Origin of the sequence: Enterococcus sp. S22(2020), assembly GCF_020295385.1 — a bacterium.
Lineage (GTDB): Bacteria > Bacillota > Bacilli > Lactobacillales > Enterococcaceae > Enterococcus_L > Enterococcus_L dunnyi.
Genome location: NZ_JACFUD010000002.1, coordinates 68,593 through 94,182 on the forward strand (window position 1 = coordinate 68,593; position 25,590 = coordinate 94,182).

The following is a 25,590-nucleotide window of genomic DNA, read 5'->3' on the forward strand; positions in this document are numbered from 1 at the left end:
TTGAATGCGTTTAGATAAATTTCTTGCCGAAGCAGGTGTTGGCAGTAGAAAAGAAGTCAAACTGTTGCTGAAAAAAAATCTCGTAACGGTAAACGAACAGCCTGTAAAAGATGGTAAGCTGCATATCGATGAATATCAGGACATCGTTTTATTTGCAGGAGAACGAGTGAGCTATCAAAAATTTTATTATTATCTATTACATAAACCACAAGGCGTTGTGTCCGCAACGGAAGATGCAAGGGATCAAACAGTGATCGATTTACTGAAAGAGGAAGATTATCGTACTGATTTGTTTCCTGTTGGTCGTTTGGACAAGGATACAGAAGGATTATTACTCTTAACGAATGATGGTCAATTGGCACATCGATTATTGTCGCCTAAAAAGCACGTGGATAAAGAATACTTTGCTGAAATCGAAGGGTTAGTCACAGAAGAAGATGTGCAGATCTTCGCTTCTGGCTTTGCTCTAACGAACGGTGAACAGGTAAAGCAGAGCAAGCTGTTGATCGACGAGATAAATGAAGCCAATCAAACATCAAAGATCCGGTTAGTCATTCAAGAGGGAAAGTTTCATCAAGTGAAACGAATGTTTGAAGCGGTCGATAAAAGAGTTGTTTATCTAAAACGTTTACGCATGGGCAGTTTAGTATTGGATGAACACCTGCCTTTGGGAGCATACCGCCCGTTGACAGAGACGGAGCTTCAAGAGCTGCAAGATAGCTAGGATTACTATGTAGAGGATAAAATAACTATGCTTTGATCATAGCTGTTTTATTCTCTTTTTTTGACGAACTGTTGCCTTAGGTATATACTTCAATTGACTGATGAGTCAATAAGGAGGAATGGTGAAATGAAGGCCATTGAGCTAGAGGGATTAACCAAGCTGTATAAAAAGAAACCTGTGATCAATCAAGTAGATCTAACTGTAGAAAAAGGAGAAATTTATGGCTTTATTGGGCCAAATGGTTCTGGAAAATCAACGACGATCAAATCAATGCTGAATTTTATTTATCCAGATCACGGGACTGCGACGATTCTTGGCTTGGACAGTGTCAAAAATGCTAAGGAGATTCGTAAACGTACAGGGTATGTCTCAAGTGATGTGCGTTTTTATCCAGCCATGACAACATTAGATATTCTAAAATATGTAGCAGAGTTTCACCAACTTAAAAACAGTAAAGAACAAATCGATTATTTTATGGAGCGATTCGATATTGACGGAAAGAAAAAAATGTCTGAACTGTCATTGGGAAATAAAAAGAAAATTGCGATCATCGCTGGAATTTTGCCAAATCCAGAATTGTTAATTTTAGATGAGCCTACGAATGGTTTAGACCCACTGATGCAGCATCGCTTATTTGAAGAACTGGAAAAATATAATAAAAATGGCATGACTATTTTTTTATCTAGCCATGATCTAAATGAAATCCAACAGCATGCACATCGAGCGGCATTTATTCGTCAAGGTGAAATTATTACGGTGCAGGATATTTCTAAAGAAAAATCATTAGGGAAAGTCATTACCTTGATCGGGGATCATATTCCGCTATCTTTATTTGAAAAAATCGGTGCAGCGATCTTAAAACATCAAGGTAATGAAACGCGTTTATTCTATGAAGGAAATTTGCAAGAAGTATTGCCATTATTGAGCGATCCATCGATCCAGGATTTTACCATCACAAATCCAGAACTCGAAGATCAATTTATGGCATTGTACGAAGGAGGGGAAACAAAATGATCACAGCAAAAATCGAAACGCGTTCATTGGTCAAAGGGATGCTGATCTGGATCATCTTATTTTCGGTCATCATTTTTGGATTCAGTGCTGTTTATCCGCAAATGCATAGCTCTGCAATGAAAGATCTGCTGGATGCCAAGTTGACAGGGCTTTCGCCTTCCCTACTCAAAACGTTCAATATCAGTGTAGAAGGACAAGCCAGCTTCTTAGTAGCAACAGGTTTTTTTGCTTACTATTTTCAGTATATGTTTTTAGCTTCCTCTATTTATGCGATGATGCTAGGCAGTCAGTCCTTGATCAAGGAAGAGACAGATGGGACAATAGAATTTCTTTATGCGCAACCAGTGACGCGCAAAGGAATCGTGACGAGTAAATTCGTAAGTAATATGTTTATTTTGGGTATTTTTTGGTTGATCTCCTATGGTGTTTCTTTAGGATCGACAATGCTTTATCGTCAATCAACAGATTCAACAGCGACGATCGTAAAGGAAATCAGTAAGATTTTTATTCAAGAAAGTTTGATTCTTTTATTTTTCCTAACGCTGGGATTTTTGATCTCAACCTTTTTAAAATCAAGTAAACAAAGCACTAGTATATCCTTAGGTGTCGTATTTGCTTTCTATTTGATCGGTATTTTTGCTGATTTAAATGACTCGTTTAGTTGGGCAAAAAATATATCGCCGACTCATATGGGCATTCCAAGCAATTTATTAGATAAAGGATTATCAGCTAGTCACACAGGATTTCTAGTAGTGTTGATCATATTGTTTTTAGCTGGGACTTATGTGCTTTACCAACGAAAGGATCTGAAGATTTAGTGGCAGAAATCAACATCGATCCAAAAAAATATGAACGGATAATACAAGCTGCCTTGAAGCAATTTGCTAAACAGGGCTATCAACGCGCAAACACAGAAGATATTGCTATAGCAGCGGGTGTTTCAAAAGGATTGGTTTTTCATTATTTTGGAAATAAGCCAAAGCTGTATGAACGCACGATCAGCTATGTGATCGACTGTTTAAATGAACAGTCAAAAGAATTGTTTGAAAAAGAGTATGCTGATCTAGTTGAAGTGGTAGTTGCTTCGACACAGCATAAGTTAAATTTAGAGCGGACTTTTCCTGACCATATCCATTTGCTGATTGCCTCGTATGCACAGAAAAAAATGCTTCCTGATAAAGTACAAGTAAAATTGAATCACTATATGACTGAAAATATGGCTATTGCACAGCAGCTTCTAACGAGGATCATCAACAAGCTTCCGCTCAAAGAAAACATCTCTAGAGAAGATGTGGTTCGTTTAGTACTAGGTGTTTTCAATCAGATTTATTTAGAGAGTCTGACTTTTTTAGAAGAAAACCAACAGGTAACAGAGATTCATCAAATGCAATTTTTAGTTGAACGTTCACAAAGCTATATGAACATTCTGCAGGCTGGTTTTTTAGAACAATGAATGAGGTTGGGACAGAAGTGTTTAATCCCGAGAAATAAGAAAGAATTCATGAAAATTGTTTTTCAAATTTTTGTGAATTCTGGCTTATTTTTGAAGGGATCACTTCTGCTCTCACCGTTTATCCGGATTCCAGGTGTCAGGAATTTGACTCGCAGAGTTTTGTCTCGCTCTCATTTTAAAATGTAATAAGTGATGGTCGAAAGTCAGATTTTTCAAAGGGGGAAAGACAAAAGCATTCGTTCGGGATTTTAAGTCCGAACCGTTTCCCTCATTGTTCAAAACGTTTCATATAATAAGGAATTTGCTTGCTGATTTCTGTTGGTAAGACGACATAATGATCTTGTCCGAGAAAATCGCCAATCAAGCTATGAAGGTAAACAGCAGCGCACAGGGCATCTTTTTTAGCATCAAATTGAGCTAAAAAACCAGCGATCATTCCAGCAAGTGTGTCTCCCATTCCGCCAGTCGCCATGCCTGGATTTCCAAGAGGATTGACAAAATAGTCGTTCAAAGTATAAATAGCCGTACGATGACTTTTCAATACTAAGTTGCTGCCTAATGTTTTTTGAGCAGTTTGATTATTTTTTATTGTTTGGTTTGGAATGGTCAGACCGCTTAAACGCTGCCATTCCATTTGATGAGGGGTAAAAACAGCTTGCTGAGGATAAGCTAGCTGATAGTGATATTGAGCAAACAAAGTAATGCCTGAACCATCAATAACTAGCCAGTGTTTTGCCTGCTGTTCCTGGATCACTAATTGTAATAACGTATGACTATGTTCGCTCAAACCAAGTCCGGGACCGATCAAAATAACATCAGCCTCTGCTAAAACAGCTTGAATATCTTGTATCTGAAGCCAATCGATGACCATTACCTCAGGCAAGCGAGCATGCAGCGGAGCGTGATTTTTTTCTGCTGTAACGACAGTAACTAACCCAGCGCCAGAGTTGACCGCAGCTTCAGCACTCATAATGATCGCACCGCCGTATCTTTCATTGCCGCCAATCAATACAACACGCCCGAAAGTCCCTTTGTGGGAAAGCTGAGGGCGTTTTTTGATCACGCTATGTAGTAGTTCTTCGGACAATTCGTTCATTTGAAGGCACTCCTTTCACTCTTACTATTAGTATAAAGCTGTTTAAGACGAAGGGCAAAATATTACAGAAAAAACTTGTCCCGCCTTTTTCTTTTAGCCAAGTTAGTGGTATGATGAGAAGGTAGAATAATGAATTGGAGTGACTAAAAAATGACAATTGATTGGCAAAAAGAAGTAGATGCCCGCAAAGAGGCACTATTAGAAGATTTACAGAATTTATTACGCATCAATAGTGAGCGTGATGATGCAAAAGCAACACCAGAAGCGCCTTTTGGCCCAGGACCTGTGGCTGGTTTGAAACATATGCTTTCTTACGGTGAACGTGATGGCTTTGTCGTAAAAAATGTGGATAACTATGCAGGGCATATCGAATATGGTGAAGGTGATGAAACGTTAGGTATCTTCGGCCATATGGACGTAGTTCCTGCAGGTGATGGCTGGGACACTGATCCATATGAACCAGTGATCAAAGACGGGAAAATTTTCGCCCGCGGCTCAAGCGATGATAAAGGACCAAGTATAGCTGCTTATTATGCATTGAAAATCATCAAAGATCTAGGTGTACCATTATCTAAGAAAGTTCGTTTTGTAGTCGGCAGTGACGAAGAGAGCGGCTGGGGCGATATGGAGTATTACTTCAAACATGAAGAAACACCTGATTTTGGTTTTTCTCCAGATGCTGAATTCCCGATCATCAATGGGGAGAAGGGGAATGTTTCATTATATGCACGCTTCAGCGGTTCAAGTGAAGGTGAATATGACTTAGAGAGCTTTAATGCTGGTTTACGTGAAAATATGGTTCCCGGTACAGCAACAGCGGTGGTCACTGTCCCTTCTGAAGAAGCTGCTGAAAAAATGCAAGGTGCATTTAGTGTATTTGTCGGTGAAGAACCAATTTCTGGTACTTTGGAGGCAAATGGAACAACTGTTACGATCAAAGTTGTCGGAAAAGGCGCTCACGGTGCTAGCCCGCAATCAGGGATCAATGCAGCGACATTCTTGGCTGTTTTCCTAAATAGCTATAGCTTTGGCGGCGCGGCAAAAGAATTTATCGAAGTGGCTGCAACATTAGTGCATGAAGATTTCTACGGTGAAAAATTAGGCGTAGCTTTTGAAGATGCTAAAATGGGCAAACTAACAATGAATGCGGGTCTGTTTGTATTCGAGAAAGGGCAAGAAGAAGGCAATTTTATGAGCTTGAACTTCCGCTACCCTAAAGGAACATCGGCAGAACAATTAGAAGCAGGTGTTAAAGCAACGGCTGGTAAGATCGGTGCAGAGATCGTTCAAGGCGGCCGCAATCAAGAACCGCATTATGTACCAGCAGATGATCCATTGGTAGAAACATTACTGCAAGTGTATGAAGATCACACTGGACAAAAAGGTCACGAACAAATCATTGGTGGCGGAACTTACGGACGTTTATTAAAACGCGGTGTAGCGTATGGCGCAATGTTCCCAGGCTATACAGATACAATGCATCAAGCGAATGAATTTATGGCATTGGATGATTTATTCCGTGCAACAGCTATTTATGCGGATGCGATTTATCGTTTGGCGAAATAAACATAAAAATAAATATCATCTCAATAAACCTGACAGACAGTTGTCAGGTTTATTTTTGTATAATGGAAACAAGTCGTTAGAAACAAATGACAATTTCCAGTATACTTAATAACATATCTTCCCAGCTTTAAATAAAAATGAGGTGAATACATGATTCGGTTTCAACAGGTTTCCAAAAAATATAATGATCAAGCAGTTTTAGAAGATTTTGATATAGCGATCGAAGATGGTGAGTTTTTTGTATTGGTCGGTCCCAGCGGCAGTGGAAAAACGACAACACTGAAAATGATCAATCGATTGATCGAGCCGACAGATGGGGATATCTATTTTAATGATCAACGTTTGATTGAATATGACTTAAAAGAGCTTCGACTAACGATCGGTTATGTTCTTCAACAAATTGCTCTCTTTCCTAATCTGACTGTGGCTGAAAATATCGAATTGATTCCAGAAATGAAACGCTGGAACAAAACGCAGCGAAGAGAAAGAACGGAGGAGCTATTACGAAAAGTCAATTTACCGCCAGAGGAGTATTTACATCGTAAACCGGCAGAATTATCAGGTGGTGAACAGCAGCGTATCGGTATCTTAAGAGCGATCGCAGCAAAACCGGATATCATTTTGATGGATGAACCCTTTAGTGCATTAGATCCGATTTCAAGAGGTCAGCTGCAATTATTGATCAAAGATTTGCATAAAGAAATGGCGAGTACAGTCGTATTCGTCACGCATGATATGAACGAAGCATTACTATTGGGCGATCGAATTTGTGTGATGAAAGAGGGAAGAATCATACAGACGGATACTCCAGAAGAAATCCGCAGCCATCCGGCTAATGAGTTCGTAGCGCAGTTTTTCCAACAAGATCATTCGAACTTGGAAAATTATTGTGCAGAAGATTTACTAAAAATAGATTCATTAGCTCCTGCTAAAATAACAGGAGAAGTGAACGTAGCGCTGGATACGACATTACCAGTGATCATTCGTGCGCTTATAGAAGGAAAGCGTGTCACATTGGTCGAAGAAGAAATAGTTCATGGAGAAATCACAGATCGGGCAATCCTAAGATTCTTAGAGACGAAGATGGAAAAAGGTGATCAATAATATGGGAAAACTGATAGAAACATTAGCTGCACGAAAAGAAGAGTTTATTCAGGCAGTGGTTGAGCATATCCAATTATCATTGTTATCTTTGTTGATTGCGATTCTTTTAGCGATTCCACTGGCGATTTTACTTACAAATTATAAGAAAGTAGCAGAAGCAGTATTGCAAATCACAGGGATTTTTCAAACGATCCCTTCATTAGCTTTATTAGGTTTACTGATACCGATCATCGGAATCGGAACACCACCGGCAGTTGTAGCGTTAGTGATTTATGCGTTATTTCCGATCTTGCAAAATACGTATACTGGACTGACGGAAATCGACCCCTCATTAGAAGAGGCAGCTGAAGCTTTTGGAATGTCCAAAAGAGAAAAGCTGATCAAATTTGAGTTACAATTAGCGTTGCCATATATTATTTCTGGTATTCGTACGGCAACGGTGATGATCATCGGTACAGCAACCTTAGCTGCTTTGATCGGTGCTGGCGGATTAGGTTCGTTTATCCTGCTTGGGATCGATCGAAATAATGTCTATTTGATTTTGATCGGTGCAATTTCCTCTGCTGTACTGGCTGTGCTGTTTAATTACGGGATCCATCTATTGGAAAAAGCGACAGTCAAACGAATCGTTACAGCCTTTATGGTATTACTAGCACTATTGATTGGGTCATTTGTTTATACACATCAAGAAGCAGAGCAAAAAGAAATCACGATTGCGGGAAAATTAGGTGCTGAACCAGATATCATTATCAATATGTATAAGGAATTGATTGAAAACAACAGTGACATCCATGTAAATTTAAAAACAAATTTTGGGAAAACCAGCTTCTTATTTAATGCTTTAAAATCAGGTGAGATCGATGTTTATCCAGAATTTACAGGGACAGTTCTTGAAACATTCCTAAAAGATAATAAGAACACATCTAACGATCCGCGGGAAGTTTACGAATATGCGCGTGACCAAATCAAGCAACAGGAAAATATGGATTATTTAGAGCCGATGCGTTATCAAAATACCTATGCAGTAGCAGTCAAACGTTCCTTTGCAGAAGAAAACGGACTGAAAACCATCGACGATTTGAAAAAGGTCGAAGGTCAGCTAAAAGCTGGATTTACGCTTGAATTTATCGATCGTGATGATGGCTACAGAGGCTTACAAAAATTATATGGACTCAATATAGAGGTCAAATCAATGGAACCGTCTTTACGCTACCAAGCAATCAATAATGGTGATGTGAATGTTGTAGATGCTTATTCGACAGATAGTGAGCTTAAGCAATATGATCTTGTTATTCTGAAAGACAATAAGCAACTATTCCCACCGTATCAGGGCGCACCATTATTGAAAGCAGAAACACTGAAAAAATATCCGGAACTGAAAGACTTATTAGAACCTCTAGTAGGAAAAATCACTGAAGAAGAAATGAGTGATATGAATTATCAGGTCAATGTGGAACAAAAAGATCCGGCGACGGTGGCTCATGATTATTTAGTGAAGCATAAGCTGTTGGAAGAATAAAGGATAGTAGGAGAAAAGACGATGATTATCAGTTGTCTTTTGCTTACTTTATAAGGTATAAGAAATGAGAAAGTAATCACGTGTAAGTGCAATTACAAAAAAGCCCGAAGGTGTATTATATCGCCACTATCTTACTTTAGCAGGTAAGATAGTGGCCTTTTTTTGTCTAGCACCGCGAACGAATGTCAATTTACTTAAGGATTAAATGAGTTTGTTCAGTTTCTATGTATCAAAAACTACATAAAATCCAGATTATAATTATTTCTTTCTTTAAGATTGTTTATGAAAACTTGAAAGTACAAATATTTAATGTTATTATTTTATTTGTACTTTTTGAAGATAATTTTTTGTTGTTCGGGTTTGTTGGTTATTTTTATAATTTAATATGGAGGAGCGAAATGAAAAAGAAAATTTTTTATATGTTGTTTGGTCTGTTGTTGTTACTTAGTTTTACTATGAAGTCGGAAGCTGCAAAACCACCTAGATTTAAAGGAGTCTTATCTCAAGGTGTTAGGAACATCAAGTATTATATTGCCCCCAGTGCATCCGGAGTAGCGGGGCACATTGACAATGCTAAACATAATTGGATGTATACTGGTTGGGCAAATCCAATCTATATGTATAAGCAAAATCATAATTGGTTATCCAATATTGACGCCCACGGTTACACAAGTTCTGGTAGCAAAACTGGAGGATATGTAGAGTTTTACGATAATACTGATAGAGCGATTGCCACTGGAGGAAATGCACCAAATAGAAACTACTTCTATGCAATCATTCGTTTCAATATGCATTATAAAAATAATAGTTATATGAGAGATCGAATTCCAAAACATGAAATGGGTCATGCCTTAGGTTTAGCTCATATAAATGATAAGACGAGTATCATGCATCCAAGTGTAGAAGGTGGTCCTCGTAAAGTGGATAGAGATGCAAGCAATAAAATTACAGATATTTACGGATGGTGATAAGAATGAAAAAACTAACAATAATAACTATTCTGTGCGTCAGTATTTTCTTAAAAGGTTGTAGCAACACTTCTTCCAAAACCGCTAAAGTGAAAGAAATACCTACAGAAAAAAGTAATTCAACCTCAACAACTAAAGAGCAAGTATCAGAGGTCAAAAAAGAAGACTACTACTCTTATCTCGACAACGTTGATCGTACGAATGTACAATCATCAACAGTCGAATCATTTTTGATGTACGATAATACTAATCCAAAAAGTCTTCAGGATAATACCAATAATATATTTCTAGCGCGTGTCATCTCTATAGATAAAGCAGATGTTGATGCCAATATTCCTGAAACAGATAGTAATAGTATTTTACCTGACACTTATGGAAGGTTAGAAGTATTGAAACAAATCGAAGGCACAACACCTGATCAAGTATCCTTTATCAGATCAGGTGGTATTATCAAAGAAAAAGATCGTTTTAGAAACGCAGAAAAAGAAGAGGTGGACAAACATAATCGCTTACGAACTGAAGCTGGACGTCCGCCGATCACACAAAGTGATGATTGGGTTGAAGTGAGAGAAGCTGGGGATATTGAACTTCAAGCAGGTGAAGTATATTTATTTTTTGCAACATACAGTGAAGAAAGAGATGCATATGTTTTAGAAGGCTATCAATATGGTGCTTTGCTACTAGAAGATGACGAACAACCAATTTCAAGAACTCGTTCGCTTCCAAATCAGATCGGAAAAACATGGAAAATTAAAAATGCTGCTTCTGGTGAGGAACAGGATTTAGGTGATTATCTAAAAAATGAGTTAGGAATCGAAATGCAAGAAAACTAAATGAATAAAATCGAAACTTCAAGTTCTTGTATCATCGAGCACTTGAAGTTTGTTTAGGATTCATCTACGTTTTTCTCATAATAAAGTACTTTCTACCAAAAAGAAATGCATTTTTTCTAGACTTTCGTTATAATAAAGAAAACAATAAAAACAGGAAGTGTAAACATGAAAAAAGCAGATCGTCAACGCTTGATCAAACAATTGATCACTGAAAAAGAAATAGAAACTCAGGATGAGTTGATCGCACTTCTTGAACAATCAGGAGTTAAAGCAACTCAGGCGACCGTTTCAAGAGATGTTCGTGAAATGAGTATCGTAAAAACGCATGGCTCAGATGGCCGTGTGAAATATGCGATTTTTTCTCAAAGCCAGCCATCCAGTAGCGAAGAAAAACTGAAGGAATCAGTCAAAGACTCTGTGATCCGTATGGAGCGTGTACAGTTTATGGTCATTGTTCACACGGACATGGGTGCGGCGGATGTTGTCACTAATTTTCTTGACGAAGTAAAGTATGATGAGATTGCAGGAACAGTCGCAGGTGTAGACACGATTATTATCATTGCACGTTCAGAAGCAGATGCTAAAGCAGTAGTTGAACGTTTTGAAAGCATGATGAATTAATATTGACCAATGAAAAATGAAGGGAGATTTGGTTACATGGGATTGAAAGCGTTACAAAATGGTTCAGACATTAGAGGGATTGCTGTCGATCATGAGGATAAGAAAGCGAATTTGACACCTGAACAGGTTGGGGAAATCGCTGTTGGAATCGTTCGATGGCTATGTGAAGAGAAGCGATTAGCTGAAAAGCATCAAGCAGGAGATTTAAAAATCGGGATCGGCCATGATAGTCGAATTTCAGCAGATAGCTTGAAGCAGGCACTGATCGATAGTTTTGTAAACCAGCAGGTGGATGTTTTGGACTTTGGTTTAGCGACGACACCAGCAATGTTTATGACGACACAATTTCCTCAGTATGATTGCGATGCTTCTATCATGATCACTGCGAGCCATCTACCTTATTATTTCAATGGATTAAAGTTGTTTACAAAATCAGGTGGAGCCGAAAAAACGGATATAGCGTATATCCTTTCACACACTGCCCCTTTAGAGACGACCGGAAAAGGAAATGTGATGAGCGCGGACATCATCGATGATTATTCTGCAGATTTAACTGAGAAGATTCGTAAGGGAATGAAAACAGAGGCTGAGAAACCATTGACTGGTTTTCGTATCATTGTAGATGCTGGAAATGGAGCAGGAGGTTTCTTTGCGGAAAAAGTACTTCAAGTGCTGGGAGCGGATACGACAGGTTCACAATTTCTAGAACCGGACGGCATGTTTCCAAATCACATCCCAAATCCTGATAATAAAGAAGCAATGGCAAGTATTCAGCAAGCAGTACTTCAAAATAAAGCTGACCTAGGCGTGATTTTTGATACAGATGTCGATCGTTCAGCGTTAGTAGATGCCTCTGGTGAGGTGATCAATCGAAATAATTTGATTGCTGTTTTGGCAACCATTGTATTGGATGAATACCCAGGAAGCAGTATTGTCACTAATTCACCTACCTCTAGTCATTTAAAAGATTTTATTGAAGCAAAGGGCGGCAAGCAAGTTCGTTATATTTCAGGCTATCGAAATGTGATCAATAAAATGATTGAACTGAATAATAAAGGGATTGAAACACCATTGGCGATAGAGACGAGTGGTCATGCGGCGTTCAAGGAAAATTATTTTCTTGATGATGGAGCCTATGTCATTGCCAAAATCTTGATGCTTTTGCCGAAATTAAAAGCTCAAAATGAAACATTGGGTGAGTTGATCGAATCATTAAAACAGCCTCTTGAAACACAAGAGCTGCGTTTTGAAATAATGGCAAACGATGTAAAAGGATACGGGAATCAAGTGATTCAAGAGTTGGAGGCTTTTGTGACTAGTCATGAGGGAATGACCATAGACCCAGAAAATGAAGAAGGCATCCGTGTCAATGTATTTGATGATTATGGCTCAGGCTGGTTATTATTGCGAATGAGTCTACACGAGCCTTTATTAGTGCTTCAAGTCGAAAATGACGAAAAAGAAAAGAATCAAAAAGTACTAGAGACACTAAATGAATTCTTTGGAAAATATACTGAATTGGATTTAACAAAGCTTACTCAGTTTTTGGGAGAATAATAAATAGTCGGGAAAAGAGCAGCCTCTTTTTCCGACTATTTTTAAATAAACGTAGTTAAAAAAATTATTTTGTGTTCTCTTTTTTCTTCCTGTAAACATAACCTAAGCCAAGACCAACGACCGCTGCCAAAATAAATAAAAGATCGCTCATATTTCTACCCCTCTCCTTTTGCAACCTTTAGTGTAACACAAAGAAGAGAAGGGGGCAGGTAAAGTTTAAGTAAAGATTACTCGATACCAGGTTCAGCTGTAGCAACTATTGTTTCACCACTAAACGGATGGACAAGATGAAGCTCATAAGCATGAAGCATCAAGCGGCCTTTCGGTTTGGGATGATAGAGTGGATCGCCAATGATAGGATGCCCGATACTCTGTAAATGAACTCTGATTTGATGTGTTCGACCGGTTTCTAATACGCAATAAATCAACGTTTGATTTTTTTCTTTTGAGTAGGAAACAGCTTCTACATGAGTGATCGCTACATCTCCTTTATGTTCATCGATCACTCGTTTGCGTCGATCGTGTCGATTTCGCCCAATTTTTTTACGAATAGTGAAGGATGTTTCTTTAAGAGCACCAGAAACGATTGCTTGATAGCGACGGTAAATCTCTTTTTTTTCCAGTAGCCGTCCTAAAATAGGCAGTACAAATGGGTTCTTTGCAAAGAGAATTGCCCCGCTGGTTTCTTTATCTAAACGATGAACAACATATGGCACTTGATTTTTGGGCGCTAGATAAGCTGCTAAATGATTTAAAAGTGTCTCTTGTTCATCTGGCTGATTAGGATGAGTTTTCATACCGGCGGGCTTATTTAAAATAATTAGGTGTTCATCTTCAAAAAGGACATGTACGTTAGCTGGATTGCCGAGTCGTAATTTTGGCATGGGATAGTCATCTGCTTCGAAGTTCAGCGTGATCTTGTCACCTGCTTTGGCTGTAAAATGAAATAATGCCGGCTTGTCATTGATCGACACATTTTTTCTGATACGTAGAAAATGGCGCACCTTGCGAGGAACTAGCCATTCTTGTTCAAGTAGTTCTCTGATGGTCTGTTCTTTGAATGTTTCAGGTAATAGGATGGATAATTCCATAATTTTTCCGCCTTTTCACTAGAGTCAATCCTAGTTTAACAAATGCCGGCAGAAGTTCAAGCGATTCTTTTATTTTTGGGTGAATGGGCAAAGTTAACTTAACCCAGTAGGTAGCGAAAATTGGGACAGAATCGATCGGTAAGGAAATTTTAAGGAAAAAAAGAACCCGCCCTTTGGGGAAGGACGGGAAAGGAGTTAAAAATGAAAAAGTGTTTTGTTAGGGTTGTTTGTTGGTATGTGTATATAATACAAAGCAATTATGAATTTTTTGTGTGCTAAATTATTTAAAACTGTAAACTTTTTCTAAAGTAGTCTTTAAATGTTGAACAGAATTAGTTTTTCATCGTATTGATCAAACGTTTGGTCCAGCTAAAATCAGTTTTTGTGATAGTATCATCGCCGAATAGTTTGCCATCACGGTCGATAGCATACACAAACATTCCGCCTTTTTGACCATCCTTAGGGTTCCAAACAGCATAAGAATAAGCACGGCTCGTTTCATAAGGATCGATCGTATCATTCCAGCGGTTTCGGTCTTGTTCCTCTGGGAAAGAAACGCCAGGCAGAAATTGTTTTGTATTGATGGATGTCTTATACGTATCCCAAGTACGGTCTAAAGAAGTAGTTGAACGACCATAGGCTTGAAGAAAGAGATAATCACAATAAGGAGCTACTTTTTTAAATAAAGAATGGTTATCTTTATTCGTATCATAAATCAATAGTTTTCCAGTGTTTGATAAGGGTCCTAATTTGTTTGAAAGAGCTTTGAATGTCCCATCTGCCATTTCTTCTTGCACAGCAGTCAAAGTCGATTCCATATCAACATCCAATCCATCCAAATCCCAAGGCGTAAGATAGGTATCGATCAATTGCTGCGCATAGGAATCATATTCAGCGAGCGTTGGTTTGGTTCCTGTATGAGGAACATTCCATAACTCTCGAATATCGATCGTGCGTATGACGCGTGTCCCTCTAGCATGAAGTGTAGGGACATATGTGTCCTTTAGTGTGTCCCAAAATTTTTGCTGATCTGTTCCAGGATTGACATAATGAAAAACGGAAACAATATCGACACCTTCAGGAATGTCCGTCATGGCAGTGACATTTTCATCGGGTAAATTAGAATTTGCATCATGCGGCATAGTTACGTCTCGCCATGTGCGGTAATAAGCCATCATGATAGGATCAGGTTGTGCCTGCGCATTAGCTGAATCGGGAAGTAAATTAGACCCTAATAAGAGCAACGTAGCAACAAATAAAACCTTGAATGATTTAGACATAAAGACATCTCCTCTTTCTTTCGTTAGTAAGCGCTTTCTTTTTTTGGTGCTTTAATACAAAAAAATTGTAGCATAAACAGTAAAGATACCATAGCAGGATGGTTTAAAATAAGTGAACTAGTAAGTATTTTCATTTAGGATAGGACTTTTTTGAAAAAAATACAAAAAAGACCTGCCTTTGGGGAAGGCAGGAAAAGGAGTTAAAAATGAAAAAAGTGTTTGTTAGGGTTGTTTGTTGGTATACTTATATAATAGACAGGAAATATGAATTTTTATTGCCTTAAGTGTTCAAAAAGTGAGAACTTTTCATGATAAACGATAGAAAAATGCGTAAATGAAGCAAAATAGGGATTTCTTGAGGTATTCTTAAGCTTTTCTACATAAATTCAAAAGAAAAGCATGTTAAAATAGGCAGAACAAAATTTGTATGCCTTTATTCATGCTAAAGCCGTATGAATAAGTGTATCTTTCTATGTTAAAATGGCTTAGAAACTTTTATATAAAGAGGGAGTACTATGGATTTTAAAACAATTATGGCAAAAATTGCGGCAGGGTTCAAACGTTTTTGGATATGGATCAAACCGTACCTCAGTCGTTTTCATCATTGGCGTAAACGAATTTGGAAAAAATACCAGATCAATAAAATTATTTTATTGTTAGGTTTGGTCGTTGTATTAGTGACCAGTATTTATTTGTTTACTCTAGCCAAATCAGCGAATGTCGGAGCCTTAAAAAAGGGGTTAGAAGAGTCCACCGTTATTTATGATAAGAATAATGACGAAGCCGGTAAGCTTTTCGGTCAAAAAGGAACCTTTGTCACGATCGATCAAATTTCTCCTTACGTCAAAGACGCCTTGATCTCAACAGAGGACCGTAATTTTGAAACGCACCATGGCTATGACATCAAGGGACTTTTGCGGGCGGTCGTAGGAAAATTGAGCTTTGGGAAAATCGGCGGAGGTGGCGGAGGAAGTACCATCACCCAGCAATTAGCCAAAAATGCTTACCTGACCCAAGAGCAAACGATGACTCGTAAAGCAAGAGAACTATTCTTAGCGATCGAAATCGAGAAAAAATATGATAAACAGCAAATTTTAGAAATGTATCTGAACAATTCTTACTTCGGAAACGGGGTATGGGGGATCGAAGATGCTTCTCATCGATATTTTGGTGTCAGCGCCAGTGAATTGAGTGTTGGTCAAGCAGCAACACTTGTTGGAATGCTGAAAGGACCAGGGATCTACAATCCGATCGACTATATGGAAAATGCTGTCAATCGTCGTAACACTGTTTTACAATTGATGGTCGATAACGGCAAATTATCCCAAGGTGAAGCAGATGCACAGGAAAATACGGAAATTGCATTGGCTGATAATTATTCTGATGTAAATTCAGACTATCGTTATCCGTACTATTTTGATGCGGTCATTGACGAAGCCGTTAATAAGTATGGGTTAAAAGAAGAAGATCTGTTGAATAGAGGCTACCAAATCTACACAGCGCTGGATCAAAACTATCAAACAGCGATGCAGCAAACGTATGAAAATGATGCATTATTTCCGCCAAATGCAGAGGATGGCGCAATGGTTCAAAGCGGATCAGTGGCATTAGATCCAAAAACAGGCGGCGTACAGGGCGTGGTTGGCGGACGCGGTGAGCATGTCTATCGCGGATTCAACTTTGCCACTCAAACAAAACGTTCACCAGGATCTTCATTGAAACCTATTTCAGTGTATACACCAGCACTAGAGTCTGGAATGAAGCCGAATGCGATTTTAGAGGATAAGCCGCAAGATTATTATCCAGCAGAAAACTACAGCCGGACATTTAGCGGTGAAGTACCGATGTATCAGGCTTTAGGAGAGAGTTTGAACTTACCTGCTGTTTGGACACTGCATAAAATCGGGTTAGATAAAGGATATGAAAAAACAGAAAAATTTGGGATTCCTTTAGCTAAAGAAGATAAGTATTACGGATTAGCATTAGGTGGATTGAAAACAGGAGTATCACCACTGACGATGGCTAATGCGTATAGTGCTTTTGCGAATGAAGGCGTTCAGCATGAAGCTCACTTGATTACAAAAATCATTGATTCTACGGGTGCAGTGATCGTAGACAACACAAGTACGAAATCAAAACAAATCATCACAAAAGATATCGCGAATCAAATGACGAGTATGCTTTTAGGTGTATTTAGCTCTGGAACAGGGATCAATGCCGATCCAGCAGGCTACGTAATGGCAGGGAAAACAGGAACGACTGAAACAAACTTCGATACGAATAAAACCAATGACCAATGGGTTGTCGGCTACACACCGGATGTTGTTCTTGCAACATGGCTAGGCTTTGAGCAAACGAGTGAAAATCACTATCTAGAAGGCAGCAGTGCCACTCACGCTTCGACAGTATTTAGTAGTCAGGCACAAGGCATCTTGCCTTATACAGCACAAACGCCGTTTACTATCGCGGATGCATATGCAACTGGCGGAGTCATGCAAGCAGCTGGAGAAGTCCCAGCTGTAAATCAAGACGATTGGCAGGATAGCATGAAAGAAATCGGCGGTCAGGTCAAAGAAGGAGCCAAAGATGTCGGCGGGAAAATCAAAGAAGGCTGGGAGAAAGCGAAGACTGGCTTAAAAGATTTATTTGGCGGTTTGACAGGAGAATAATCGGTTTCAAAACGAATCAAACAATGGTACAATCAAAGGGAAGAATTTTGTAGAAATGAGGGAACGTACATGAGCAATATTTATGATACAGCCAATCAAGTAGAACGCGAAATCCGTGAATTAGCAGAATTTAAAGCATTAGAAGGAGCCTATGATGCAGTAAAAGCAGATGAGGAAGCCTACAAGCTATTCAAAGAATTCCAAACTTTCCAACAAGGATTACAAGAAAAACAAATGCGTGGAGAAGAATTCACAGACGAAGATGCAGAAAAAGCACAAGCGTTAGCAACAGAAGTACAAAAAGCTGAAGTGATCAATGAATTGATGCAAAAAGAACAAGCTTTCAGCTTGATCGTCAATGATTTGAACCGCATCATCATGACACCGATTCGCGATTTATATAACGATTAATAGAGAATAAAATGAAACTTCAAAGAAGTAGTTTGTTACTTTCTTTGAAGTTTTTTTGTTTGTAAAGAAAATAGTTGTCAGAAAGAATCCTTTTAGTGAAAGGGATTCTTTTTTTTTGCAAAAATTAAGATAAATAAAAAATATTTGAAACAAATATAAAATATTATAATTAGTGAAGTTTTTCAATAATATCTTTTTGGAGTGAAAAACGAGAAATAAAAAAGAAACATAAAAGTATATCATTAGACTATAAATAGAAAGAAATGAGGTGAGGAAGTGAGATTGTTCTTGGACGAAATATATGATCGAAGATTAAAAGTGCTGAACGTCATCAATAACAGCGGAGAAATAAAAAGTATAAAAGAGATAGCAAAGGCTACGAATTTAGCAAATCGAACAGTCTCAATGATCATTAAGCAATTTGAACAAGAATTGGATGTTCCCGATACAGTATTTAAAGTCGAGTATGTAAATAAAACAATCAAAAGTGTCTCTGCAAACAATCTTGATTTAAGCAGTATTGGGAGAAGTTACTTGCTGCAATCAACGATGTATAAGGTGATCAAGCATATTTTTCTCTATGACAAACTGGATGTAAATAAATTTTGTGAAGCTGAATTTATTAGTGCCCCCACTTTTTCGAGACATAGGCAACGATTGAAAAAAATCTTACAAGAATGCGGATTAGATTTATCAAGAGAAAATCGGATCATTGGAGATGAATTTAGGATCAGAAACTTTTTTTTTCTCTTCTTTTCAAATGCGTCTAATGTTTGGGAGTTTGCAGCTCAAGATTACTTAGAAATCGAGCATTATTTCTCCACACGTCTTCCTCAATGGAAAGACATGAATAGTTTAAAACGATTGAAGTTTATTTTGATCATCTACATAAGTGTCACCCGATCAAGAAAAAAAAATTTTGCTAAAAACAAAGTCTTGATCGATTCCTTAGTAAAACATGAACACCTAGAAAGCACGTCTCTCATGCTGAATTATTTTTCATCTGGAAAAAGTAAAACGACTGAGCAGGTGAAAGGAGAAGTCACAGCGACTTTGTTCTTTTTATATAAGGAACAAATGATTCTTGAGAAGATGGAGCTGAAAAGTTATGAAGATTATTTTTTAGAAGAGCATTTTCTTTTTGTATCAGAAAGCAATAAGTTGACAGCGAAGCTTTTAGATGAGTTTTTTGAAGGAAATAAAAGTGATGACTTATTTTTAAGTGTAAGAAGGGAGATAGATCTATTTTTTTTAGTGCTAGAGATTTGTTTTATCGATTATAAGATTTTCTATTATGTATATGATGCAAAAAGGTTTTATTATGCAGATTCTGTTGAACAGAAGATGAAGGAGAAGCTTGCAATCCTATTTAATGAAATGGCTCTTTTTTCGAATAAGAGATTAAAAGGGTTCAAACAAGAAGATTTATTAGATTATATGTATTTAGCTATTTATTCATTGCAAGCGCAATTCAAAGTGACCTCCTACGAACCAGTTACAGTATTTATTCAAAATACCAAGAACTTTGTTCGGGAGATCATTCAGGAAAAAATAAGTCCGCTTTTTGGAGATCGAATCAAGTGTGTAGATTTATTGACACCACAAGTAGATATCGTTGTAACGGATGTCAAACTGACGAATGAAGAGCATAAAGCGCATCAAGTCTATGTTACGACATTTTCAGATCATGATGATATTTCATTTTTGATTGAGCAAATCCAAAACAAAGTGCTGGAAAAATACAATAAAAGAAAAATGCATTTACAAAAATTAGAAGTCTAATGTTGCAAATGCATCAAATTCAAGACAGTTTAGAACAGATTTGTTGGTTGATGAATTTCGTTAAACTTTGCCAGACAGCTTCATCATAAGGATATTCAAAATAAAAAATCATGGGCTCATTTGATTCTATGAGTTCTAGTGATTCATAAGAATCAGAGATAATGATATCTGCTTTGTCGATATCAAATGTAAATTCAAGAACAGTTGAATTGAAAATAGTAGAAAGCTTATTTTTTATCAAATCATAGCCGTAAGTTGTTTTGGAGTATTGAATAAATAAGTTCAATTTTGTTTGATTTCTAGCACTGCTCAAGGCCAAATAGAGAATCCTTGCAAGGTACTCAACGAGACTAGATTCCTTTTTTAATGTTGGAAAGAGCTGTTTACTAAGGTTGTCGTATACATAATCTGTCAGATCTTTTTTCTGCACATCAAACAGATCCGGAGTATCTTCTTTATAAGGAAAAACTTCATCAGTTACTTGTGTAAAAGGAACGTCCGTTCCAAAAAATTGCGTGTAAAGTAAGTTGAAAATAATTTGATAATAGAGTAAATCGTAATTCTTTTCAGATAAATTGATTTCAAATTGGAATAGAAATTGATCTAAAAATAGCATAGCAAAATCTGTGAGTGGCAATTTGGATCGTTTCAATTTTGCTACAATCAGTTGTTTATCTTCAGAAGAATCGATATTAGCAATGTAAAAGCGTGCAAGAAAGCCAAAATATCTTTCTTCATCGCGAATAACACTCTCTGGAACTTGATTTTTATAAAGTAAGTCTTGAATCGTCTCTGGAAAATGAACAGGAGAAACTTCCTCGAAAAAATCTAAATAGGCTGTAAATTCTGGCTGTAAAATGACGTAAGATTTTTTATAAATTATCTGCCAGTATGTAAATGTTTGAAAATAGATCAGTCTTTTTTTCTGAGAGGGAGAAAGTTGAGTGATCTTGATCGGTGCAGGTAATTCTGAAAAGTATTTAGGTGAGCGAAAAAAGGGCCATTCCAACCCTTTGTAGATCGCCCAATAGATATAAAACATCGTGATACGAATACTTTTTTCATCACCCACCATGTTTTTATTGATGTCACCTTCTGAAAAAACAATGGAGATATTAAAAGGCTCAAAGGACTTGTTCATTCTTTTTAAAATTTTGTATGTATGAGAAAGACTAAGATTGACTTCTTGAGCTAGCGCTTCAGCACTCGGAAAATTTTTATAAAAGAGAGCTTGTGAAAGGCCAAATTGCTGTGAAATTTGTATGTAGTATAACCCCATGGTGTCTATGACATAACTAATACTAAGTGATCTATCTATAAAAACTTTATAAATGTTATTTTCTTTGAATAATAAAACTTTATTTTCAGGAAAAGTTTGAGATAACCCATCGGATAATTGTTTTTCATAACGATAAGCAGCATGCAGAGAAATATGTAAGTAATCAGTAATTTCCAATGCGGTCATACCTTCCGGCTTACGTATCAATTGTTTCAATAATTCAAATTGTTGGCGCTCTGTTTTCTTCATTAAAAGTGTTTGCATATCATGCTCCTAAAGATAATTAATGGATAAGATCGATGAAATAGTATTTCAATAATCTCATTATACGGAGAGTTTTTCGAAAATCAAATAAATGGCTTTGTGTATATAATAAAAATGTAATTGTGAGGAGAAAAAAATGTTTAATATTGGAATTTTTCAATTTAACGAAAATGAACTATCTAGAAAATATGTAAATGAACTGAGAGAAAACTACAAGCTTTCTCTACTGGAAGAAGAAATGATCAAACAACAAACGATGAATGAATTACACGCAATTATCGCTTTTGAAAATGATTTAAAAGATATAACAAAATTGTGTGAATTGATTTTAGTAACGAAAGAATATCAAAACTGCTATTTGTTTGTCATTTCAACGAGTTCTTCCGATACAGGAAATATGGTTTATTTGCGCCTAGGATGTGATTATGTTTTCAATTTAAAAGAACAAACATCAGAAGAAATTCATTTAGTGATTCAAAATGCATTGATGCGGTCAAAAAATGGACAGGGGAACGCTTCGAAAGATGAAAAAATAACCGATGTCCCTCTATACCTGATTCATAATAATTTTAGTGTATTGGTCAATGGAGAAAAAGAAGTTTCTTTAACAAAATTGGAATATAAAGCACTGGACCTTCTTGCGAAAAAACCAAATGTAGCTTTTTCGTATGAAGAAATCTATGAAGAACTATATAAAAATGGAGAAACAGAGGAAGGAAAGGTCAAAAATTATAGAGTGGCCAACATTATTTTCCATCTAAGGAAAAAAATAGAAGAGATCACGTCAAATCCTAAATATATCAAAACAGTACGCACTAAAGGGTATATGTTGGATATACAGGAAAGAACGCAGTAAGCAAAGTGATAAAAAGGAGTTGAAAGGTTCCAGTGATGAAAAAAAAGAGTCTGAGAAGAGTTAGTATAGTTGGTTTGGTGTTAAGTATAGGCGTAATATTCGCAGGGAGTTGGTCTAGCCAACAGAGTAAAGTAAAGGCAATGCCGGATGACAATTCAGCTGCTGAAAAGAATGTTGCCAGTATAGAAAAAAGTGCTGAAAAAGCGAGTCAATCAACAGACAATACGCCAAGAGTTGGCTCGTTTAAAGATACAGCAGAATCTGTCGCTATTAATGATACGATCACGGTATATTATGATACCGTTTGGGTCAATACCAGCGAAATTGTAAGTAAATCTTCTGCAGAAATCATGAATGACATCAATGCCAATTTAACAGTTAGTAATCCTGTGACAGCAACAATCAAAGTGACAGACATCTCTGCAATCAAAGAAGAGAGTCTTGGAATGGTAGCGGTAGGTGCAGAAGTCAAAATTGGCGCTTCTGTATACAAGCCCCAAGTCAACATTTTGGTTGTTCCTAATGGAATGTTTAAAAGTGATGATGAAATGAACTGGAAGAATTTACCCTTAAACTCTGGTGAAGGAATCATTGAAAATAAAATCAATAACTCTAAACTTGGCTTTCCCGAACGAGGAGTAACACCAAAAGATTATATAACTGGGAGAGATCCAACTTACGATAAAATGCTTCCTACAGATATTGGTTTTCAAGTTGTTGATAAAACGTGGAGAGGTTATGCCTTTGGAACAGGTGATGGATATGGAACGGGACGAGCGATCACTATCCCGCTATATAATAATGAAACATTATACCCCAGAACTTTTAGTACAACTAGTAGACAAGAAAACTTACGTCTTGCTGGATTGGGAAGTCCTGGAATCGGTAGTTCTGGAGGATTAAATTCTTCAAGAAAAGATATGAAATATGGCTACGATTGGTATGGCAACAGAATGAGCGAGGATCGTATGTTTATCGATAGGAAATACTTTTTACGCAATGAAAATGGTAAACACTTAAAAGAAATTTTAGTCGATACGAAATCTCAAGTATATTACGTATATGATTTAACGATGTCGAAAAATTTGAACTTCTTAATTAGTTTTTCCATGTATAACATGTCGAATACGCCCAAAAAATTTGCTTTGATCGATCATACGGATACTGACTATCGAAGTGATAAAGTATCTATTTATCCATTAGCGAATAACGAAGGATTTTCTTTTTCGCCAGATAATATAAATCGTTTTACAGTGAAGTTGAAGAAAAATGGGGAATGGCTGTCTGATTATCAAAAATATAAAACGGCTGATTTCACTAGGTCATCTAATGTTCCTTTGTTTGGACTCGATGCCTCAGGAACAGGTCATGAAATAGAAAAGCATGACAATTTAGATATTCCCTTAGTATCGGGTGTAGATAGTATGTTCCAATTAGGAACACCTGCCAAAATGGTTGCTCCTGGAGAAGCTGTGGTAGGTGCCTATGAAATGTTTGTTGGAAATGAAATCCCCTATATGGGATTAGAAATAACAACTCAAAATAGCTATGACATTTATAATAACCATCCGACAAGAACATTGACTAACAATTATAAGTTGACGAAGATCCAAGCGAAACCTACTGGACCAAGTAAAGGAAATATTCATGTAAGTTATCCAAATGGAGAAGATACGACCGTTCCTTTTGTGGCAGATGCTGCTAAAGAGGCTGTAGGAAATTTTGATATTCAATTGGATAAGTTGCCTAATGATGATGTAGGTACGATCAAAGAGAACACGATCGGTGTCTTAGGGATCATCGAGGGAGAAGCGGACAATCCATATGATGGGTTACCTTCAAATGATGGCTTTGTAACAGTTAATGTTTACAATTTTGGCGGTACGGGTCAATTACAGCACGTGCTGCAAAATTCAGCTTGGACAAAAGATGCTAAAGAGTTGATCGTCGATCCAGTTGCTCTACCTAACCATACAATAAGCTATGAGTATGAAGAAGGTAAAGTTCCAGATACGTCAAAAATTGGGTTACAGTGGGTAGGCGTTCGAATGACAGATAACATGGATAAGACACAATCAAAAGTTATTCAGGTTCCTGTATTAGTAGAAAAAGGTCCATTAAGCAAAGGCCTTTGGTTAACTGCTGATGATATATACCTCGTACCAGAAGAGATCAGAGGACTGACAAGTGCACAGATCAAACAATTGATTCTTACTAAGTCTAAGGCCTATGGTGTCGATTTGTCTACCAAACTGTCTGATGGAGTCATACTGGATGTGACAAACACTGATCTAACAGGTCGACCAGCGGCAGAAAAATATGTATTTACAGCAACGATTCAAGCAAGTAAAGAAGGAAATATACCAATAACAAAAGATATTAAGATATATTTTGTTTCTGATCCAATGATCAATGATCCCATAATTTTCGCGAGTAAACAGGAAATAAAGCTAGGAGAGAGTAATCAATTTATCTCTATATTTCAGGATATACTAAGCCCTGCTACAAAATTACTGGATGTTCAGTATAAGTCAGCTGCGTTTCCGGAATATGTAACACCAAACAAAGAGTCTGTAAAGGTTGTAGTAGATGGAGCAACATTACCTATTCATTCATCAGGTATCGATTTTACTAGTGATAGAAAATTAAAAATTACGATTCCAGAAATTCCTGCAGGTGCTTTAGTAGAAGTTTATTATGATGTAACCACAGCGATCGGTGTAAAACCACCAGCTTACCCAACGACTGTATCACAATCCTATACTCTTACTGGAAAAAGAGCAGATGGAATTACTTTTGATGAAGTGGGGATCCAAATGCCGGCAAGTTTCAACATCAATAAGCCGACTTCGACGATCCAAATCAAGTATTTGATGGAAGGGACGAATACCCCCATTCCTAATAACTATCCTGCGACTATGTCAGGAAATATAGATGATGAGAGTGACTTAATAAATATTGATTTGGATAACTATGTTTTGTCGAAAGTACAATATGACGGAGTAGATCAGCCTATTCCTACAAAGGCATTTAAAGTGAAGTATGGTGCTGTTGAAATAATTACTTTCTATTATAAAGGGGTTTTAAAAATCAAATCTGCGCCAAATACGATTGATTTTGGAAGCAAGAAAGTAAGTGCAAGATCAGAGGAGTATGATGATTCAACGTATGATCAGCCTTTAGTTATTTGGGACAATCGTTTGTCCTTAACAGAATGGAAAGTCACTCTAAAACAGTCAGATGATATGAAGCTTTCTGGAGAAGCAGAACAGAGACTTGCTGGTGCTCTACGTTATAAGATGGCGGATGAAGAAAAAATTCTCTCCAAAGATTCACAAGAAGTATTCAGATCTGCTCACCAAACTTCTGGTGAATACGATGTAAGTAAAACCTGGGGGCCAAATAAGCAAGGCCTTCGTCTAAAAGTCCCTGTTGGAATGGTCAAACAGACAGGAACTTATGAAACAACACTGACTTGGCGGATCGAAGAAACTTATTAAGGA

At 37.3% G+C, this 25,590-nt stretch carries 20 protein-coding genes; 16 read left to right on the forward strand and 4 right to left on the reverse strand.

The window, feature by feature from the left end; all coding sequences use genetic code 11:
* Positions 1 to 4 precede the first annotated feature (4 nt).
* From H3T55_RS03355 to H3T55_RS03370, 4 genes are all read left to right on the forward strand, one after another.
* Positions 5 to 724, forward strand: a complete 720-nt coding sequence (locus tag H3T55_RS03355; RefSeq protein ID WP_225533279.1) for a pseudouridine synthase — start codon at positions 5 to 7, stop codon at positions 722 to 724.
* Between the two features lie 126 nt (positions 725 to 850).
* Complete coding sequence (locus H3T55_RS03360) at positions 851 to 1,738, forward strand: ABC transporter ATP-binding protein (RefSeq protein WP_225533280.1); 888 nt, start codon at positions 851 to 853, stop codon at positions 1,736 to 1,738.
* Positions 1,735 to 2,556 carry an ABC transporter permease subunit gene (locus H3T55_RS03365; protein WP_225533281.1) on the forward strand — a complete coding sequence of 274 codons (822 nt, stop codon included), beginning with the start codon at positions 1,735 to 1,737 and terminating at the stop codon, positions 2,554 to 2,556. Before H3T55_RS03360 ends, H3T55_RS03365 begins: the two co-directional genes overlap by 4 nt.
* The gene (locus tag H3T55_RS03370) at positions 2,556 to 3,191 is read left to right on the forward strand and encodes a TetR/AcrR family transcriptional regulator (RefSeq protein ID WP_225533283.1); all 636 of its coding nucleotides are present in this window, start codon (positions 2,556 to 2,558) and stop codon (positions 3,189 to 3,191) included. Before H3T55_RS03365 ends, H3T55_RS03370 begins: the two co-directional genes overlap by 1 nt.
* Before the next feature lie 268 nt (positions 3,192 to 3,459).
* Here the strand turns inward: H3T55_RS03370 and H3T55_RS03375 are convergent, their stop codons facing one another.
* Positions 3,460 to 4,287 carry an NAD(P)H-hydrate dehydratase gene (locus tag H3T55_RS03375; RefSeq protein WP_225533285.1) on the reverse strand — a complete coding sequence of 276 codons (828 nt, stop codon included), beginning with the start codon at positions 4,285 to 4,287 and terminating at the stop codon, positions 3,460 to 3,462.
* A gap of 150 nt (positions 4,288 to 4,437) precedes the next feature.
* On the opposite strand from H3T55_RS03375, the gene pepV reads away from it, so the two are divergent.
* The 7 genes from pepV (at position 4,438) to H3T55_RS03410 (ending at position 12,455) form a co-directional block, all read left to right on the forward strand.
* The gene (gene pepV, locus H3T55_RS03380; protein ID WP_225533287.1) at positions 4,438 to 5,853 is read left to right on the forward strand and encodes a dipeptidase PepV; all 1,416 of its coding nucleotides are present in this window, start codon (positions 4,438 to 4,440) and stop codon (positions 5,851 to 5,853) included.
* A gap of 150 nt (positions 5,854 to 6,003) precedes the next feature.
* Positions 6,004 to 6,957, forward strand: a complete 954-nt coding sequence (locus H3T55_RS03385) for an ABC transporter ATP-binding protein (RefSeq protein ID WP_225533288.1) — start codon at positions 6,004 to 6,006, stop codon at positions 6,955 to 6,957.
* 1 nt (position 6,958) lies between these two features.
* Positions 6,959 to 8,476: an ABC transporter permease/substrate-binding protein gene (locus tag H3T55_RS03390; RefSeq protein WP_225533290.1), complete on the forward strand. Its 1,518-nt coding sequence runs from the start codon at positions 6,959 to 6,961 to the stop codon at positions 8,474 to 8,476.
* A 398-nt stretch (positions 8,477 to 8,874) separates the two neighbouring features.
* On the forward strand, positions 8,875 to 9,444 hold the full coding sequence (locus H3T55_RS03395) for a matrixin family metalloprotease (protein WP_225533292.1): 570 nt from the start codon (positions 8,875 to 8,877) through the stop codon (positions 9,442 to 9,444).
* An 89-nt stretch (positions 9,445 to 9,533) separates the two neighbouring features.
* A complete protein-coding gene (locus H3T55_RS03400) occupies positions 9,534 to 10,277 on the forward strand; it encodes a hypothetical protein (protein ID WP_225550094.1) in 744 nt (247 codons plus the stop codon).
* 165 nt (positions 10,278 to 10,442) lie between these two features.
* Positions 10,443 to 10,898: an arginine repressor gene (gene argR, locus H3T55_RS03405; protein WP_087640635.1), complete on the forward strand. Its 456-nt coding sequence runs from the start codon at positions 10,443 to 10,445 to the stop codon at positions 10,896 to 10,898.
* Positions 10,899 to 10,934: 36 nt separating this feature from the next.
* Positions 10,935 to 12,455, forward strand: coding sequence for a phosphomannomutase/phosphoglucomutase (locus tag H3T55_RS03410; protein WP_225533296.1), 1,521 nt, complete (start codon positions 10,935 to 10,937; stop codon positions 12,453 to 12,455).
* A 227-nt stretch (positions 12,456 to 12,682) separates the two neighbouring features.
* On the opposite strand, the gene H3T55_RS03415 is transcribed toward H3T55_RS03410, so the two are convergent.
* Positions 12,683 to 13,546, reverse strand: coding sequence for an RluA family pseudouridine synthase (locus H3T55_RS03415; RefSeq protein ID WP_225533298.1), 864 nt, complete (start codon positions 13,544 to 13,546; stop codon positions 12,683 to 12,685).
* Between the two features lie 332 nt (positions 13,547 to 13,878).
* Complete coding sequence (locus tag H3T55_RS03420) at positions 13,879 to 14,826, reverse strand: endo-beta-N-acetylglucosaminidase family protein (RefSeq protein WP_225533299.1); 948 nt, start codon at positions 14,824 to 14,826, stop codon at positions 13,879 to 13,881.
* A gap of 515 nt (positions 14,827 to 15,341) precedes the next feature.
* Here H3T55_RS03420 and H3T55_RS03425 point away from each other — a divergent pair.
* The 3 genes from H3T55_RS03425 to H3T55_RS03435 all read left to right on the forward strand — a co-directional run bounded on the left by H3T55_RS03425 (position 15,342) and on the right by H3T55_RS03435 (position 19,688).
* On the forward strand, positions 15,342 to 17,495 hold the full coding sequence (locus H3T55_RS03425; protein ID WP_225533301.1) for a PBP1A family penicillin-binding protein: 2,154 nt from the start codon (positions 15,342 to 15,344) through the stop codon (positions 17,493 to 17,495).
* Positions 17,496 to 17,564: 69 nt separating this feature from the next.
* On the forward strand, positions 17,565 to 17,906 hold the full coding sequence (locus H3T55_RS03430; RefSeq protein ID WP_087640640.1) for a YlbF family regulator: 342 nt from the start codon (positions 17,565 to 17,567) through the stop codon (positions 17,904 to 17,906).
* Between the two features lie 288 nt (positions 17,907 to 18,194).
* On the forward strand, positions 18,195 to 19,688 hold the full coding sequence (locus H3T55_RS03435; RefSeq protein ID WP_225533302.1) for a helix-turn-helix domain-containing protein: 1,494 nt from the start codon (positions 18,195 to 18,197) through the stop codon (positions 19,686 to 19,688).
* A gap of 19 nt (positions 19,689 to 19,707) precedes the next feature.
* On the opposite strand, the gene H3T55_RS03440 is transcribed toward H3T55_RS03435, so the two are convergent.
* Positions 19,708 to 21,231 (reverse strand): helix-turn-helix domain-containing protein, encoded by a 1,524-nt coding sequence (locus H3T55_RS03440; protein ID WP_225533304.1) that lies wholly within the window; start codon positions 21,229 to 21,231, stop codon positions 19,708 to 19,710.
* Positions 21,232 to 21,367: 136 nt separating this feature from the next.
* On the opposite strand from H3T55_RS03440, the gene H3T55_RS03445 reads away from it, so the two are divergent.
* Together H3T55_RS03445 and H3T55_RS03450 are read left to right on the forward strand one after the other, a co-directional pair.
* Positions 21,368 to 22,087, forward strand: a complete 720-nt coding sequence (locus H3T55_RS03445) for a winged helix-turn-helix domain-containing protein (protein WP_225533306.1) — start codon at positions 21,368 to 21,370, stop codon at positions 22,085 to 22,087.
* Positions 22,088 to 22,122: 35 nt separating this feature from the next.
* Complete coding sequence (locus H3T55_RS03450; protein WP_225533307.1) at positions 22,123 to 25,587, forward strand: WxL domain-containing protein; 3,465 nt, start codon at positions 22,123 to 22,125, stop codon at positions 25,585 to 25,587.
* Positions 25,588 to 25,590: the final 3 nt, after the last annotated feature.